Annotated in this window: 13 protein-coding genes; 8 read left to right on the top strand and 5 right to left on the bottom strand. The window is 74.2% G+C overall.

Features of this window, described 5'->3' with window-relative positions:
- Positions 1–139: 139 nt before the first annotated feature.
- The gene (locus AC3EUJ_RS13485) at positions 140–808 is read left to right on the top strand and encodes a TetR/AcrR family transcriptional regulator (protein WP_431961383.1); all 669 of its coding nucleotides are present in this window, start codon (positions 140–142) and stop codon (positions 806–808) included.
- 115 nt (positions 809–923) lie between these two features.
- Positions 924–1,523: a hypothetical protein gene (locus AC3EUJ_RS13490; RefSeq protein WP_431961384.1), complete on the top strand. Its 600-nt coding sequence runs from the start codon at positions 924–926 to the stop codon at positions 1,521–1,523.
- 22 nt (positions 1,524–1,545) lie between these two features.
- Here the strand turns inward: AC3EUJ_RS13490 and AC3EUJ_RS13495 are convergent, their stop codons facing one another.
- A complete protein-coding gene (locus AC3EUJ_RS13495; RefSeq protein WP_431961385.1) occupies positions 1,546–2,718 on the bottom strand; it encodes a PP2C family protein-serine/threonine phosphatase in 1,173 nt (390 codons plus the stop codon).
- A 230-nt stretch (positions 2,719–2,948) separates the two neighbouring features.
- Here AC3EUJ_RS13495 and AC3EUJ_RS13500 point away from each other — a divergent pair, with 230 nt between their 5' ends.
- Together AC3EUJ_RS13500 and AC3EUJ_RS13505 are read left to right on the top strand one after the other, a co-directional pair.
- Positions 2,949–3,461 (top strand): 4-hydroxylaminobenzoate lyase, encoded by a 513-nt coding sequence (locus AC3EUJ_RS13500; protein WP_431961386.1) that lies wholly within the window; start codon positions 2,949–2,951, stop codon positions 3,459–3,461.
- A gap of 143 nt (positions 3,462–3,604) precedes the next feature.
- Entirely contained in the window at positions 3,605–3,823 is a 219-nt protein-coding gene (locus tag AC3EUJ_RS13505; RefSeq protein WP_431961387.1) for a hypothetical protein, read from the top strand.
- Positions 3,824–3,833: 10 nt separating this feature from the next.
- On the opposite strand, the gene AC3EUJ_RS13510 is transcribed toward AC3EUJ_RS13505, so the two are convergent.
- Both AC3EUJ_RS13510 and AC3EUJ_RS13515 read right to left on the bottom strand, forming a co-directional pair.
- The gene (locus AC3EUJ_RS13510; protein ID WP_431961388.1) at positions 3,834–4,655 is read right to left on the bottom strand and encodes a DUF1684 domain-containing protein; all 822 of its coding nucleotides are present in this window, start codon (positions 4,653–4,655) and stop codon (positions 3,834–3,836) included.
- 298 nt (positions 4,656–4,953) lie between these two features.
- Positions 4,954–5,616, bottom strand: coding sequence for an MBL fold metallo-hydrolase (locus tag AC3EUJ_RS13515; protein ID WP_431961390.1), 663 nt, complete (start codon positions 5,614–5,616; stop codon positions 4,954–4,956).
- 296 nt (positions 5,617–5,912) lie between these two features.
- On the opposite strand from AC3EUJ_RS13515, the gene AC3EUJ_RS13520 reads away from it, so the two are divergent.
- The 3 genes from AC3EUJ_RS13520 to AC3EUJ_RS13530 all read left to right on the top strand — a co-directional run bounded on the left by AC3EUJ_RS13520 (position 5,913) and on the right by AC3EUJ_RS13530 (position 8,288).
- Entirely contained in the window at positions 5,913–6,755 is an 843-nt protein-coding gene (locus tag AC3EUJ_RS13520; protein WP_431961391.1) for a prephenate dehydratase, read from the top strand.
- Positions 6,756–6,924: 169 nt separating this feature from the next.
- On the top strand, positions 6,925–7,122 hold the full coding sequence (locus AC3EUJ_RS13525) for a hypothetical protein (RefSeq protein ID WP_431961392.1): 198 nt from the start codon (positions 6,925–6,927) through the stop codon (positions 7,120–7,122).
- Positions 7,123–7,310: 188 nt separating this feature from the next.
- Positions 7,311–8,288, top strand: coding sequence for an alpha/beta fold hydrolase (locus AC3EUJ_RS13530; protein WP_431961393.1), 978 nt, complete (start codon positions 7,311–7,313; stop codon positions 8,286–8,288).
- 36 nt (positions 8,289–8,324) lie between these two features.
- Here the strand turns inward: AC3EUJ_RS13530 and AC3EUJ_RS13535 are convergent, their stop codons facing one another.
- Together AC3EUJ_RS13535 and AC3EUJ_RS13540 are read right to left on the bottom strand one after the other, a co-directional pair.
- On the bottom strand, positions 8,325–9,275 hold the full coding sequence (locus tag AC3EUJ_RS13535) for a hypothetical protein (protein WP_431961394.1): 951 nt from the start codon (positions 9,273–9,275) through the stop codon (positions 8,325–8,327).
- Between the two features lie 151 nt (positions 9,276–9,426).
- A complete protein-coding gene (locus AC3EUJ_RS13540; RefSeq protein WP_431961395.1) occupies positions 9,427–11,973 on the bottom strand; it encodes a SpoIIE family protein phosphatase in 2,547 nt (848 codons plus the stop codon).
- Between the two features lie 98 nt (positions 11,974–12,071).
- Here AC3EUJ_RS13540 and AC3EUJ_RS13545 point away from each other — a divergent pair, with 98 nt between their 5' ends.
- Positions 12,072–12,713, top strand: coding sequence for a GNAT family N-acetyltransferase (locus tag AC3EUJ_RS13545; protein ID WP_431961397.1), 642 nt, complete (start codon positions 12,072–12,074; stop codon positions 12,711–12,713).
- The last annotated feature ends 903 nt before the right edge of the window (positions 12,714–13,616 follow it).

Below are 13,616 nucleotides of genomic sequence, written 5' to 3' on the forward strand. Positions count from 1 at the left end.
TGTCCGTGACCTTTCCGGCCGGTATCACCGTACGAGGGCCGTTCCCATGGTGAGGCGAGAGACCGTTACATTACACTTATGTAATGTAACGCCCCGCTGTCGAGTGCGTGGGGCGTGTCCGCAGAGAAGAGGACCGCGCATGAGCGGCAACGACCGCGCCGGAAGCGCCGGGGACGCCAAGGGGACCGGCCGCGGCGCCGCCTCGCGGGCCGGTGGCCGGCCGAGGGACCCGGCGATCGAGGAGGCGATCATCCAGGCGACGCGCAAGCGCCTGGTCGCCGACGGGTACTCGCAGATGACCATCGGGGACATCGTCGCCGACGCCGGGGTCACCCGGCCCACGCTGTACCGGCGCTGGGCGAACAAGTACGACCTGGTCGTCGACGCCCTGCGGTACGGCCTCCGCGCTCAGCGCGAGGCGTACCCGGACGTCGACATGGAGGCGCTGCCCGCGGCCGAGGCGTTCCGGGAGGGCGTGCGCCGCCTCGACCCGCGCTACCACAACAGGGGCGCGATGGCGCTGCACGGCAACTTCATGGCGGAGGCCGAACGCGTCCCCGGCCTGCTGGAGCAAATGCGGGAGCACGGCGTGGGCCCCCGGTGCGAGGAGCTGGCGCGGATCCTGCTGCGGCTCCGCGAGCGCGGCGAGATTCGCGGGGACGTCGACCTCGACACCGTCGTGACCCTCTGCCTCGGCAGCTACTTCGCGGACTACCTGCGCACCGGTGGTTCCGGTGCGGACGTCGCGGAGCGCGTGGCCGACACCCTCTGGCCGGCTATCGCGGCGCGCCCGTCCGGCTCCTGCTGACCCGGCCCGGGCAGCGGGCGGGCGACGGCGGTTCGTGTTACGGACGGTCTCTGTGACAGGGAGCCGGCCGGTGGATGTTCACGAGGCGCTCTGCACGGCCCGGATCATGCGCCGCATGAAGCCCGACCCGATCCCGATCGAGAGCCGGTGCCGGATCCTGGACGCGGCGATCCGGGTGCCCAACGGCGGCAACGTGCAACGCCGGCACTTCCTCGCCGTCGACGGCCCCGGGCTCAAGGCGGGCTCGCCGCGCTCTACGCGTCCTGCCGGCGGCAGGAGTACGCCGACATCGCGGCCGGCAGGCTCGGTGCGGCACCGCACGAGGACGCCGCGGCACTTCACCGAGATCCCGCTGCTCCTCTTCGTCTTCGCGGTGGACGACCATGGCGGCGCCGGCATCTGCCCGGCCATCCGGAGTTCGCTGCCGGCCGCGCGCCGGGGGCATCGGCGGAGTGCTGACCGCGGTGCCGCGCTACGAGGCCGGCACCGTCTGCGAGCTGCTGGGCGTGCCCACCGAGGACGGCCGGCGGATGATCGCGATGCCGGCCTTCGGGTGTCCGCTGGGCCGCTGGGGGGTCGCTGCCGACCGGCGTCCGGTCCACGAGGTCTCGTCGCGCAACCGGTGGGGCGGGCCGTTCGGGCCCGGGTGCGCGAGCCCCTGTGGCTGCCCGACACCGGCGGTCCCCGCATCGAACTCGACGTCACGGCGTCCTGATCGGGGCCGGTGCCGCGCCGTGTCAGGCGGCGGGCGGGCACTGCACGGCCACCAGCGCGACGTCGTCGTTGAGCTGTCCGTCCGTGTGGCGGAGCAGGTCCGCCAGGACTTCCTCGAGCAGGGACTCCGGGTCGCACGCGGCCGTGACCGACCGGGGGATCCCGCGGTCGGTCACGGAGTAGAAGGCGCCCGAGCGGTCCCGCGCCTCGGTGAGACCGTCGGTGTGGAGCAGGAACAGATCGCCCGGGAGGAGCGGGTAGCGGCCCTCCCGGTACGCGGCGGGGTCGAGGCCGGCCAGCCCGAGCGGCGGCGCGGGCGCCGGGCCCGCGAGCGCGGTGATGCGGCCGTCGCGCAGCAGCAGCGGCAGGGGGTGCCCGCAGCTGACCGTCCGCATGAGGCCCCCGCAGGCCGGGAACTCCACCAGCAGCGCGGTGATGAACCGCTCGGGCGCGTCCGCGTCCGCCTCGGACGCCTCGGCCACGTGCCGGCGCACGCTGCCTTCGAGCGCCGCGGCCAGGCCGGGCAGGGTGGGGTGCTGGTGCACCGCCTCGCGGAAGGCGCCGAGCAGCGCCGCCGTGTCGTCCAACGCCTTCAGGCCCTTGCCCTTGACGTCGCCGATGAGGAGCCGGGTGCCGTACGGCGTCCGGGCCGCGGCGTAGAGGTCGCCCCCGACCTCGGCCATCGTCTCGGCCGCCCGGTACACCGAGGCGAGGCGCAGGTTCTCGATCCGGTGCGGGAGGGGCCGCAGGACGACCTGCTGCGCCGCCTCGGAGATCGCCCGCAACTGGCTCGTCTCCCGGCGGTTGCGGTCACGGGCGCTGCAGAAGGCGATGAGGAAGACGGAGACCACGAGCAGCGCGGCGATGTGTATCGGCAGGATGGCGGAGCGGGCCAGGCCGTCGTGGACGTCGCAGATCACCGCGGCCACCAGCGACAGCGTGGCCACCCAGGTGGTGGCGCGCGCCGTCGAGACCGCCGCTGTCAGGGCGGGTGCGGCGATGAGGAGCGACGCCAGATGTACGTCGGCGGGTGCGACGAGACCGATCGCCGTGATGATCAGGACCAGTGCGACGGGGGCACCCACCTCGGGCATGCGCCACGCCGGCCAGGACCCGGCCCGTCCCCGCCCGTGGGGCGCCCCCGCGGCGACCACGACCGGAGCGATGCGCTCCACACGCCGGAACCGCTGGTGCACGGGCCTTACCTCCTCGCCTGACCCACCGGCCGTGCCGTCGGAGACGGGCCAGGGTGGACATTTCATTACGGATGGGAGTTTCGTAACGACGGTCGGTGGGCGGGGATTCCGCCGCCCGCGTGCGCCGGCGTGGGTCGTAGTTAGGTTACAACCATTGACTATAACGAAACTCGCTGCCACGCTGATTCCGAGAGGTGCGACGGCCACCCGCGTGCCGAGGAGGACGGACGATGGACCACCGGCGAGAGCTCATCGAGCGCAGCATCCCGTTCCTGGACGAGGTCAGGAACCGCACCGCGGGCAAGGAGCTGGAAGCGTGGCTGAACGACACCCACGGTCCGCACAGCGAGCTGTACGGCCACCTCGCGCGCCTGATCAGGCTCGGCGTCGAGGCGGGCTGGGCGGCGAACGTCGAGGTCGACGGACCGAACTACCGGCGCAGCCTCATCGCGCCGCCCTCGGCGGAGACGCAGTACTTCAGCATCACCGCGGTCTACATGAACAGCGCGGCCCGCTACCGGGGCCAGTACCACGCCCACCCCTACGGCGAGATCAACCTCGTGGCCCCCGTCGACGGCGGCGCGCAACTGGCCGGCCCCAGCGGCTGGCAGGGTCCGGGCTGGACCGCCCCCGCCCCCGGCAGCCACCACTACCCCGAGGTCCGCGGCGGCGCCCTCATCGCGCTGTTCTACCTGCCCGCCGGGCGCATCTCGTACGACATCACCCCGCCGCGCGGCGACTAGCCAGGGTACGGGGCGTGGATTCCGGCGAGCTCCGACGACGTCATGCGGCCGCCGGGCAAGTCCGGCGGCAGGCCGTGCCCGGTGGTCCGGCGGTCGTCCGCGCGGGTCCGGTCGGCGCGGCCTAGCTGCCCGGTGCCGCCGTGGTGACCGCCGGGCACGCGCGGTTGCACCGCGACGACGCCATCGTGCTGGAACCGCGGGGTCCGTGCCCCGGTGTCCCGGTGAGTGGGCGCCGCGCCGCCGTGGAGCGCCGGGAGCACCATCCGGCCGCCATCGTGCCGGACGCCGCGCGGAACAAGGAGGTCGACGCCGCGCTGGACCCGGCCCGGCGCCGGCTGGGCCGGGAGGTCCTGCGCGGCTGAGCGGCCGGGGTCAGGCCTGTCCGCCCCGTTCCAGGGGGATCCTCTCGCCCGCCTCGACGGCGAACGGCAGCCGGTTGCCGGCGGGCGGGAGGGGGCAGGTGGCGAGGTCGGTGTACGCGCAGGGCAGGTTGGCCGCGCGGTTGAAGTCCAGGCTCACCCCGCCCGCGGAGTCCGGCGGGTCGATCTGCAGGGAGCGGTTCGCGGCGTACGTGGTCACTCCGGACGTCGTGTCCGTGAACAGGGCCATCACGGCGCCCGGCCGGGAGCCGTTGAAGACGGTGAGCCGGTACGTCGCGCCGTCCACGTCGAACTCCACCTGGCCGGGGGAGTCGTAGACGTGCTCCAGGCCCTCGACCGCCGCGCCCACGGTCACCGGACGCGGGGCGTCGTACGGCACGAACCGGCCCTCGCGGACCCAGTGGGGATCGGGCGTGTAGGCGGGCGTGCCGGTGAAGCCGGTGCGCAGCGGACTGTCCGGGTGGCGCGGCCGCAGGATGTCGTGCCCGCCGCGCTTGGCGACCTCGACGACCGCGTCGCCGAACCCGGCGTACACGCTGTCGCGCTCGGCGATGACGCCGAAGTCGTACCGGCCGCCCACCCTCGTCCCGTCGACGGTCAACTCCTCGCCGTCGTCCAGCTCGACCACCACGTGGTCGTCGGCGACCGACCAGGCGCCGGGGGCGTCGTCGAAGCGTTCCGGTCGCGGGCCGAGCCATCGCAGGCTGGTGATCGCCAGGAAGCCGTGCGGACCGGCGAGCACCTCTTCCTTGCCGCGGTGCCAGCGCTCCCACTGCTCGATGAAGCCGGTGCGTTCGACGTCCTGTGCGGTCATGTCCGCCGCTCCCTCGCGTGACGTGCACTTCCCCCCATACAACCGCCGCGGCCCGCCAGGTCATCCCGCTCCGAGGCAGCGGCCCACCCGGTCGGCGTGCGAGGGCGACCGGGCGGGCTCCGCTTCCCAGGCTGCCCCGTTCGTGATCGCCGCGCAGGCCGGAGGCCGTGGCGATTGCGCCGGACGGGGTGGGGGCGCCGCGTGCCGTGATCACGGAGTCAGGAGCAGCAGGGGAATTCCGGCCCGAAGCAGGCGGACGCCCAGTCACCATGCGGCTATTGCTCCGTCCGCGGTGGGTTCAAAGCGACAACGCACGCTCCAGCGCCGCCCGGTCGGCCGGCGCGCCGTGCGCGGGGAGCACGATCTCGACCGGGAGCGCGAGCAGCGGCCGCAGCCGTTCGACCACCTGCTCGCGCGTCACGCCGTCCCGCAGCCAGTCGTTGATCTGCAGGCCGCGGCCGAAGTCGACCAGGGTGTCGCCCGGGACGACCGCCCGCACACGGCTGTCCCAGAGCACCAGGTCGTTGTGCTCCCTTCCGGCGAGCGCCTCCACCCCCACGGGGAGCCGGTCGCCCGCCGCGTACAGGCAGCCCTCGCCGTCGTCCCCGGTGCGCAGCCAGGTGAGGTCGGGGCTGCCGGCACCGGCCTGTTCGCGGGTGACGCCGAACTTCCGCACGAGGTCGTCGGCGGTGTCGGGCGGGGGCGTGAACACCCGTGCGCCGAGCCGTTCGACCAGGCTCCGCGTGTCCCGCTCGTGCCAGGGCGCGGTGAGCACCACCACCGGCTCGCGGTCGGCGGCGAGCGCGAGGAGCGCGGGCGGCACGGACAGCGGGTCGAGGAGAAGCAGCCGGGTGCCGTCGTCGACGGCGGACGACGACACCTCCCGCGGCCACCGGTCCTCGGGCGTCCAGTCCGGGTGTGGCGCCCGCCAGTGCCAGACGCCGGTCGCAACTTCGCGCATGCGTGGACCTTACCGGCGCACGGTCGGCCAGGACGGCCCGACCGGCACCTTCGGCGATCGTACGGCGCCGCTGCCGGGTGATCGCCGCGCCGGCCGCCGCGGCCGGCGCGGCATCCCCCAGGTGGTGGGGGCCCGCCCGGGGTCACCCGCCCGCACCGCGGGTGAGCAGGCGTTCCGTTCCGGCCGCGGCCGTCCGGCCCTCGGACGGGAAGGGGCTGCTCGCACGACGCGCAGTACCATGCGAGGACGGCCCCGCCGCACGCACAGCCCACCGATCCGGAGATACCGACGCGCACATGGTGACCATCGCCTACCAGGGAGAACCCGGATCGAACTCGGCCGCCGCGGCCCGCAGGCTGTACCCCGACAGCCGTGAACTGCCCTGTACGACCTTCGAGCAGGCGCTGGAGGCGGTCGCGCTGGAGACCGCGGACCTGGCGGTGATCCCCGTGGACAACTCCGCCGCCGGCCGTGTCGCCGACGTCCACCATCTGCTGCCGGAGGCGGGCCTCTCGATCATCGCGGAGTACTTCCTGCCGATCCGCTTCGACCTGATGGGCGTGCCCGGAGCAACGCTGGAGGACGTCGCGTGCGTCCGAAGCCATGTGCACGCCCTGGGGCAGTGCCGGCAGATCATCCGCGAGGGCGGCTGGCAGACCCTGGTGAGCGATGACACCGCGGGCGCCGCCCGGGAGGTCGCGGAGCTCGGCGATCCGCGGCACGCGGCGCTCGCCCCGCCGGGAGCGGCGGACCTGTACGGGTTGCAGGTGCTGCGCGGCGCGGTGGAGGACACCTCCGACAACACCACCCGCTTCGTCGTCCTCGCCCGCGACGCCCAGCTCCCGCCGGACTCGGGCACGCCGATGATGACCAGCCTGTTCTTCTCCGTGCGGAACATCCCGAGCGCGCTCTACAAGGCCCTCGGCGGCTTCTCCAGCAACGCGGTGAACCTCACCAAGATCGAGAGCTACCAGGTGGGCGCGGGGCTGAAGGCCAGCCGCTTCTACATCGAGATCGAGGGTCACCCGGAGGAGAGCAGCGTGGCACTGGCCCTGGAGGAACTACGCTTCTTCTCCTCCGAGGTGCGCATCATGGGCGTCTACCCGGCGCATCCGCACCGCTCCCTGGACCACGACTGACGCCGGCCGGCGTCGCCGCACCTGGGTTCGGCCGCCCCCGCGGAACTCCCGCGCCGCGGGGCCGGACCGCCGCATCGCAGTCCCGGAGGTTTTCCGCCGGCCTGGCCGCGCTCGCCGCCGGGCGCACGGGCCATCGGCGCACACGTCCCACTACAGGAGGGACATCCGCATGCCCGACAGCACCGCCGGCCGCCGCCGCCGAGACGGCAGCGCCGTAGGCCGCAGCGCCGTCACCGTGGGGGCGGGCCTGGTCCCGTGCGCGGGCAGCGGCATCGCCGGCCTGCCCGGAGGGGGCCGGCTGGTCGGCGGCGTGGTCGCGTGCGCCGCTCCGCTCCTGCCGGTCATTGCGCGGACGAAGCGTTCCTGACGCCCGCCCCGCCGCCCGGCCGCACGGCGCCCGCCGCGGGTCCCACACCCCCATGGCGGCGTTTTCCCCCCGACGGTCCATGCCCGTGACCCGGACGGCACAGACGGCCGGGCCTGTCGCCGCGGAGCCGTGAACACTCAGGTGCCGTAGGGCCCCCGCCCTGAGCACCGAGGAAAGCGAGATACGGCATGGCGGCAACAACGGATTCCCGCTCCCGGCGTCACATACGCCGCGCCCACGTCGCCGCGGCCGGTTGCGCCCTGGCCCTGTGCGCGTCCGCCGCGGCTCCCGCGGCCGCGGACGGGGACACGACCGGGACGAAACCGACGGTGGTCCTCATCCACGGGGCGTTCGCGGACGCCTCCAGCTGGAACGGGGTGATCGAGCGGCTCGAGCGCCGCGGCTACCCCGTCATCGCCCCCGCCAACCCGCTGCGCGGGCTGTACAGCGACGCCACCTACATCGCCTCCGAACTGGCGAGCATCAAGGGCCCCATCGTCCTGGCCGGCCACTCCTACGGCGGCGCGGTGATCAGCAGTGCGGCGGCCGGGAACCCTCAGGTGAAGTCGCTGGTGTACGTCTCGGCGCTGATGCCGGACGTCGGTGAGAGCGGGATGTCGCTGGCCGAGCGGTTCCCCAGCGCCCTCGGCACCGCCACCAAGTCCGTGCCGTACCGGGCGGGCGGCGGCGTCAGCGGTACCGACCTCTACCTCAAGCGCGACAAGGTGCACCCGGTGTTCGCCGCCTGCCTGCCGGAGAGCGAGGCGAACCTGCTGGGGGTCACCCAGCGGCCCGCGGCCACCACCGCGTTCTCGGAGAAGGCCAGGGTCGCGGCATGGAAGACCATTCCGTCCTGGGCCCTCGTCGGCCGCCAGGACATGACCATCAACCCCGACCAGGAGCGCTTCCAGGCGAAGCGCGCCCACTCCCACACCGTGGAGATCGACACCTGCCACGTGTCCCTGATCGCGCGGCCCGACGTCGTCGCCGACCTGATCCTCCAGGCCGCCACCGCCGCCGAGTCCGGCCGCCCGGCGCTGGCGGACACCGGGTCCGGCGGGCACCGGCCCGACGTCACCGCGCTCGCCGGCGTCGCCGGGGGTGCTCTGATCGCCGGCGCGGGAACCGTCCTGGGTGCCCGCCGCCTGCGGCGCCGCTCCGCCTGAGGGGCCGCCGGCCCCGCCCGCCGGCCCCGCCCGCTGTCAGTGGCCGTGGCCGCCGGTGCCGCCGCCGTCCCTCACCGCGTCCGCTTCTGCGTGCCCGCCGGCCGGACCGGCCGTGATCGTGAACGCGGCGGTGCGGACCTTCCCCTCGTGCTTGAAGTCGAAAAAGAGCCGGTACGTGCCCGCGCTCGGGGCCGTGGCGGTGAAGGAGACGTCCGGCCCGGGCGCGGTCTCGCCGTCGCCCGGGGCCCCGCCCGGGTGCACGTGCAGATAGGCCAGGTCGCCGGCGCGCAGGGCGACCAGGTGGCCGTAGGCGCCGAGGTAGGGCTGCAGGTCCGTGACCTCGCGGCCGTCCTTCGTCACCGTCAGCCGCAACTCCCGTGCGGCGCCGGGCTGCAGGGCGTCGAGCGTCACGGTGTAGCCGTCCACGATCGCCGTCCGGGAGACCGGCGGGGGCACGGCGGGCCGGTAGTCGCCGGACACGGAGAGGTCCGCGCCGAGTGTGAGGTTCCGGCTGCCCTTCGCGGCGGGGGTGAAGTCGGCGAAGACCCGGTAGTCTCCGGCGCGGGGGAGGCTGACGGAGGTACGCCACGTGCCGTCGGCGGACCTGACCGGATGGACATGGCGGTATCGGGTCAGGTCGCGTGAGGCGAGGATCAGGTGCAGCTCCTTGTCGTGGGCGCGCCGGTACGACGTGAGCGGCCCGCCGTCGGCGTCCCGTATGAGGAAGCGCACCTCGGCGGGGCGGCCGGATCCGACGCGTGGCGTGAGGAGGTCGAGGGTGTAGCCCGCCTCGCTGATCGCCAGGCCGCCCGCGGGACGTGCCTCGCCCTCGCCGTCGGCGGTGTCGTGTGCGTGCCGCGTTCCCGGCGCGTTCGCGCCGTCCGCCGGGGCACGGACCGGGTCGAAGGCCGCGCCCACGCCGTAGGCGGTGCCGAACGAGGCCGCCAGGGCGACGGCGAAGGCGGTGATCTTCGTTCCGGTGTTCAAGACTGCTCCGTGGTTGCGTGTCCGAGGGACGCGTGCCGGATGCCCGCGCCGCTCCAACCTATACCCCATGGGGGTATCTTCCAAGGTGTGCGGACGGCCACCGGCGATACGGGGTGGGGGTACGTGCCCACAGGCGGTCGTCAAGCCGCCGTCAGGCGGGCGTCAGGGCCTGTTCGGTCCAGATCGTCTTGCCGCGGGGATGGTGACGGGTGCCCCACTGCTGGGCGAGCTGCGCCACGAGGAGCAGACCGCGACCGCCCTCGTCGTACGTACGGGCACGACGCAGGTGCGGGGTGGTGTTGCTGGTGTCGGTGACCTCGGTGATGAGCGCCGTGTTGTTGTGGATCAGACGCAGCTGGATCGGCGGCTTGCCGTAGCGGATGGCGTTGGTGACCAGCTCGCTGACGAGCAGCTCGGTGGTGAACGAGGTCTCCTCCAGGCCCCACGTGGCGAGCTGGCTCGTGGTGTGGTGGCGGGCCCGCGCGACGGTGGCGGGGTCGCTGGGGAGCTCCCAGGTGGCGATGTGGTCCGGCGCCAGCGTGCGGGTGCGGGCGACCAGGAGGGCGATGTCGTCCGTCGGACGGTGCGTGATGAGCGTGGTCAGCACCCGGTCGCAGACCGTGTCCAGCGACCGGGCCGGGTGCGCGAGGGCCGTGAACATCTTGTCCAGGGACTGGTCGATGTCGTGGTGGTGCGGGTCCAGCAGCCCGTTGGTGTAGAGGGCGAGGACCGTTCCCTCGGGGAGGTTCGTGGTCATCGTCTCGAACGGGAGCCCGCCCAGGCCCAGCGGGGGGCCCGCCGGGACGTCCAGGAAGTGGACGGCGTGGTCGGGGGTCACCACGGCGGGCGGGGGGTGCCCGGCGCGGGCGAGGCTGCACTGGCGCGTGGTCGGGTCGTACACGGCGTACAGGCACGTGGTGCCGATCCCACCGGCGGTCTCCGCGTCCTGGCTCTCCCCGGCGTCGTCGGAACAGAGGTGGATCACCAGGTCGTCGAGGTGGGTGAGGAGTTCGTCCGGCGGCAGGTCCACGTCGGCGAGGGTCCGCACCGCGGTGCGCAGCCGCCCCATCGTGGCCGACGCGCGGATGCCGTGCCCGACGACGTCCCCGACCACGAGCGCGACGCGAGTGCCGGACAGGGGGATCACGTCGAACCAGTCGCCGCCCACGCCTGCGTGCGTGGTCGCGGGGAGGTAGCGGGTGGCGACGTCCAGGGCGGCCTGTTCGGGCAGGGTGTGCGGCAGCAGGCTTCGCTGCAGCGTCATCGTCGTCGTGCGCTCGCGGGCGTAGCGGCGGGCATTGTGGATCGCGGCGGCGGCCCGGTCGGCGAGCTTCTCGGTCAGGGCGAGGTCGTCGGCGGTGAAGGGGATGGGATTGCGGTGCCGGCTGAAGACGGCCAGACCGAGGGTGCTGCCGCCGGCCGTGAGGGGGACCGCGATGACCGAGTGGGTGCCCGCTTCGCGGATCCACGCGGCCCGCGGGTCCTGGACGGCCCAGCGGGCGAGGGTGGCCTCGGTGATGTCGTACAGCGCGGCCTTCCCGGTGGCCAGGGTCTGGGCGGGCGGGGAGCCCGGGGGATAGGTCGCGGTGTCGCCGAGGGCGATGAGGGCCTCGGGGGTGCCGGGCAGGACGGACCTGGCGGCGGTGCGGGTCACGGTCACCGGGCCGTCCGGTCCGGCGGTGTGCCGGCCGGTGGAGGGCTCGATCAGGTCGACGGCGGCGTAGTCGGCGAGCTCGGGCACCACGAGGTCGGTGAGCTCCTGCGCGGTGCGGGTGGTGTCCAGGGTCGTGCCGATGCGGGTGGCCGCGCTGTGCAGGAGGTGCGAACGGCGCCTGACCTCGGGGTCCTCGGCGGCCGGGTGGGTGGTGAACACCACCCCGCGTATGGTCCCCGCCGGGTCGGCGAGCGGGGTCAGCGTCGCCCGAAGGGCGTGTTCCCCGTCGGCGCCCTCCGCCGCGTCCGCCCCTTCCCGCGACCGGTCGGTGTCCCCCGGCCCGGTGCCCCGGCCGCTGCCGTCGTGTCCGGTGGCGAGGGAGCCGTCCGCGGTGAAGGGGGCCGGGGTGTGCTGCGGGTGGCCGCTGGTCAGGACACTGCGCATGTGGGTCTCCGCCTGCCGGGCGGTGTCACCGGGGGCGAGGTCGGGCAGCCGCAGGCCGCGCATCTCGGCCTCGCGCAGCCCCAGCGTGTCCTCGAAGGCGGCGTTGGCCCGCGTCAGGCGCAGGTTGGTGTCGAATACCGCCTGGGGGCAGGGGGACTGGCCGAACGCCCAGCCACGGACGGCGTCGTGCGCCGGCGGGTCGCCAAAGGACCCGGGAACCGCCGCGACGACGAGCCAGCCGCTCCTGCCGTGGCCGCCGCCGTTGTGGCCGGGGCTTGCGCCGCCGCCCGTGCCGGCGGACTCCCGGTGGTGGGCCAGCAGGCGCAGACGCAGGGTGTGTCCGTCGCGGTGCCGGAGCGCGAGGGTCCCGGCCCAGCGCGGCGCGGTGGGCGGCGTGTGCGGCGGTGGTCCGGCGAGCAGCAGCGTGGCGGGATGGCCGATGATCTCGGCGGGCGTGTGGCCGAGCAGATGGTGGGCCTGGGCGCTCCAGCCGGTGACGATCCCGTGGTCGTCGAGCGTGGCGGTGGCGGTGTAGGCGGTGCCGCCGTCGGTGCCCCGGGACTCCGGCTGTCCACCGGCGGCGGTGGGAAGTGGCTCCATGGCTGTCATCTCGCCCTCGCTAGGTTCTTTCCCCCCGCTGGGGCGCGGGAACCGGGCTCGGCCAGGACGTCCACTGACCAGCATCGTGCCTGCGATCGGTGAGCACCAACGCAACGGCCGGACCACGCCGGGCGGGGCGCATGGAGGCATGGCCCCGCCGTGAGACCATCGCGGGCATGTTCCTGGAGACCTCGCGGCTGCGTGTGCGCCGGTTCCGCCCGGGTGACGCGGCGGCCCTGGCGGCCTACCGTTCCGATCCGGCCGTCGCGCGGTATCAGAGCTGGAGCGAGCCCGTGTCCGTGGAGGCGGCCGCTCACCTGATCGCGGGGTTCGCCGCGGGGGATCCGCGGGAGCCGGGCTGGTTCCAGTACGCGGTGGAGCTCACCGCCACCGGCGAGTTGATCGGCGACATCGGCGTCTGCCTGCACGACAACCGGATACAGGCCGACCTGGGCTTCACCCTCGCCCGGGCGCACCAGGGCCACGGCTACGCCACCGAGGCCGTCACCGCGCTGCTGGACCGGCTGTTCACCGACGGCGGTCTGCACCGCGTCTGCGCCGAGTGCGACGCCCGCAACACCGCCTCGGCGCGGCTGCTGCGGCGTGTGGGGTTCCGGCCGGAGGGTCGTCGCCAGGCTCACACCTGGATCAAGGGTGAGTGGACCGACGACCTGCTGTTCGGCCTGCTCGCCGCCGACTGGGAGCGGCGTCACCCGGTCTCCGGACCGGACGGGGAATGACGACTTCCGGTTCACGGTTGAATCAGGCGCGGGAGACCTGCCACAGGACTCCATGGGGACCGCGAAGCGGTCCGGCCCCCAGGGAGTCCCGTGCAGGAGAACGGCCCCGCTCCGATCCGGCGCCGGCCGGGCCCCCTTCCCGGCCGGCGCCGATCGTGTGGTCGTGGGACCCGTGGCACGGCGCTGCCCACGGGCTCACGGGGCGCGAAGGGCTCCGGACGCTCTGTCGCACCACCCGCCTCCTGCCCGGTTGAGCCCGGGTGGGTCAGTCCGGCTCGCAGGAACCCGGCGGCGGGTGTCTGATGAAGGCAGCGGCCCGGGGCCCCGGAGTGGCCCCCGATGAAAGGCCCCGGGCCCGCTTCGTACGTCCTGTCCCGCCCTGCCCCCGCCGGCTCCGTGCGGGCGAAAAGATGGTGACGGATCGTCACACCGCAATGGTCTGCCGGGCCGCGCTGATCGCCCACGCGGCGTTGACGAGACCGATGTGGCCGAACGCCTGGGGGAAGTTGCCGAGCAGTTCACCCGTCTCCGGGCCGATCTCCCCGCCAGGAGGCCCACGTCGTCGACGTACGCCGCCGCCCGGGCGGAGACCTCGCCGGCCCGTTCGGCCTGGCCCGCCAGGGCCGGCGCCTGGGCCGGGCCAGAAGGTGCGGAGCAGGAAGGCGCCCTCCTCGCCGGCGAGGCCGTCCACTTACTCCCCGGTGCGGTACCGGTGGACCAGCCTTGCGTCGTCGGTGAGCCTCCGCTCGGTCGCGTCGATGGTGGCGCGGATCCGCGGGTCGCCGGGGGCAGGAAACCGACGATCGGCATCCCGCCGCCTGTGTCCATGCCGCCAGTGTGCCGCGACCCGCGACCCGCGACCCGCGACCCGCGACCCGCGACGGGCGACCGGTGGCGGGGTCC

The sequence above is a fragment of the Actinacidiphila sp. bgisy160 genome, assembly GCF_057707815.1.

Bases quoted from the DNA above. Each gene is read 5' to 3' on its own strand.
- AC3EUJ_RS13510 (WP_431961388.1), bottom strand. From the start codon at position 4,655: ATGACCGCACAGGACGTCGAACGCACCGGCTTCATCGAGCAGTGGGAG.
- AC3EUJ_RS13500 (WP_431961386.1), top strand. From the start codon at position 2,949: ATGGACCACCGGCGAGAGCTCATCGAGCGCAGCATCCCGTTCCTGGAC.
- AC3EUJ_RS13540 (WP_431961395.1), bottom strand. From the start codon at position 11,973: ATGGAGCCACTTCCCACCGCCGCCGGTGGACAGCCGGAGTCCCGGGGC.
- AC3EUJ_RS13530 (WP_431961393.1), top strand. From the start codon at position 7,311: ATGGCGGCAACAACGGATTCCCGCTCCCGGCGTCACATACGCCGCGCC.
- AC3EUJ_RS13525 (WP_431961392.1), top strand. From the start codon at position 6,925: ATGCCCGACAGCACCGCCGGCCGCCGCCGCCGAGACGGCAGCGCCGTA.
- AC3EUJ_RS13485 (WP_431961383.1), top strand. From the start codon at position 140: ATGAGCGGCAACGACCGCGCCGGAAGCGCCGGGGACGCCAAGGGGACC.
- AC3EUJ_RS13515 (WP_431961390.1), bottom strand. From the start codon at position 5,616: ATGCGCGAAGTTGCGACCGGCGTCTGGCACTGGCGGGCGCCACACCCG.
- AC3EUJ_RS13490 (WP_431961384.1), top strand. From the start codon at position 924: ATGAAGCCCGACCCGATCCCGATCGAGAGCCGGTGCCGGATCCTGGAC.
- AC3EUJ_RS13520 (WP_431961391.1), top strand. From the start codon at position 5,913: ATGGTGACCATCGCCTACCAGGGAGAACCCGGATCGAACTCGGCCGCC.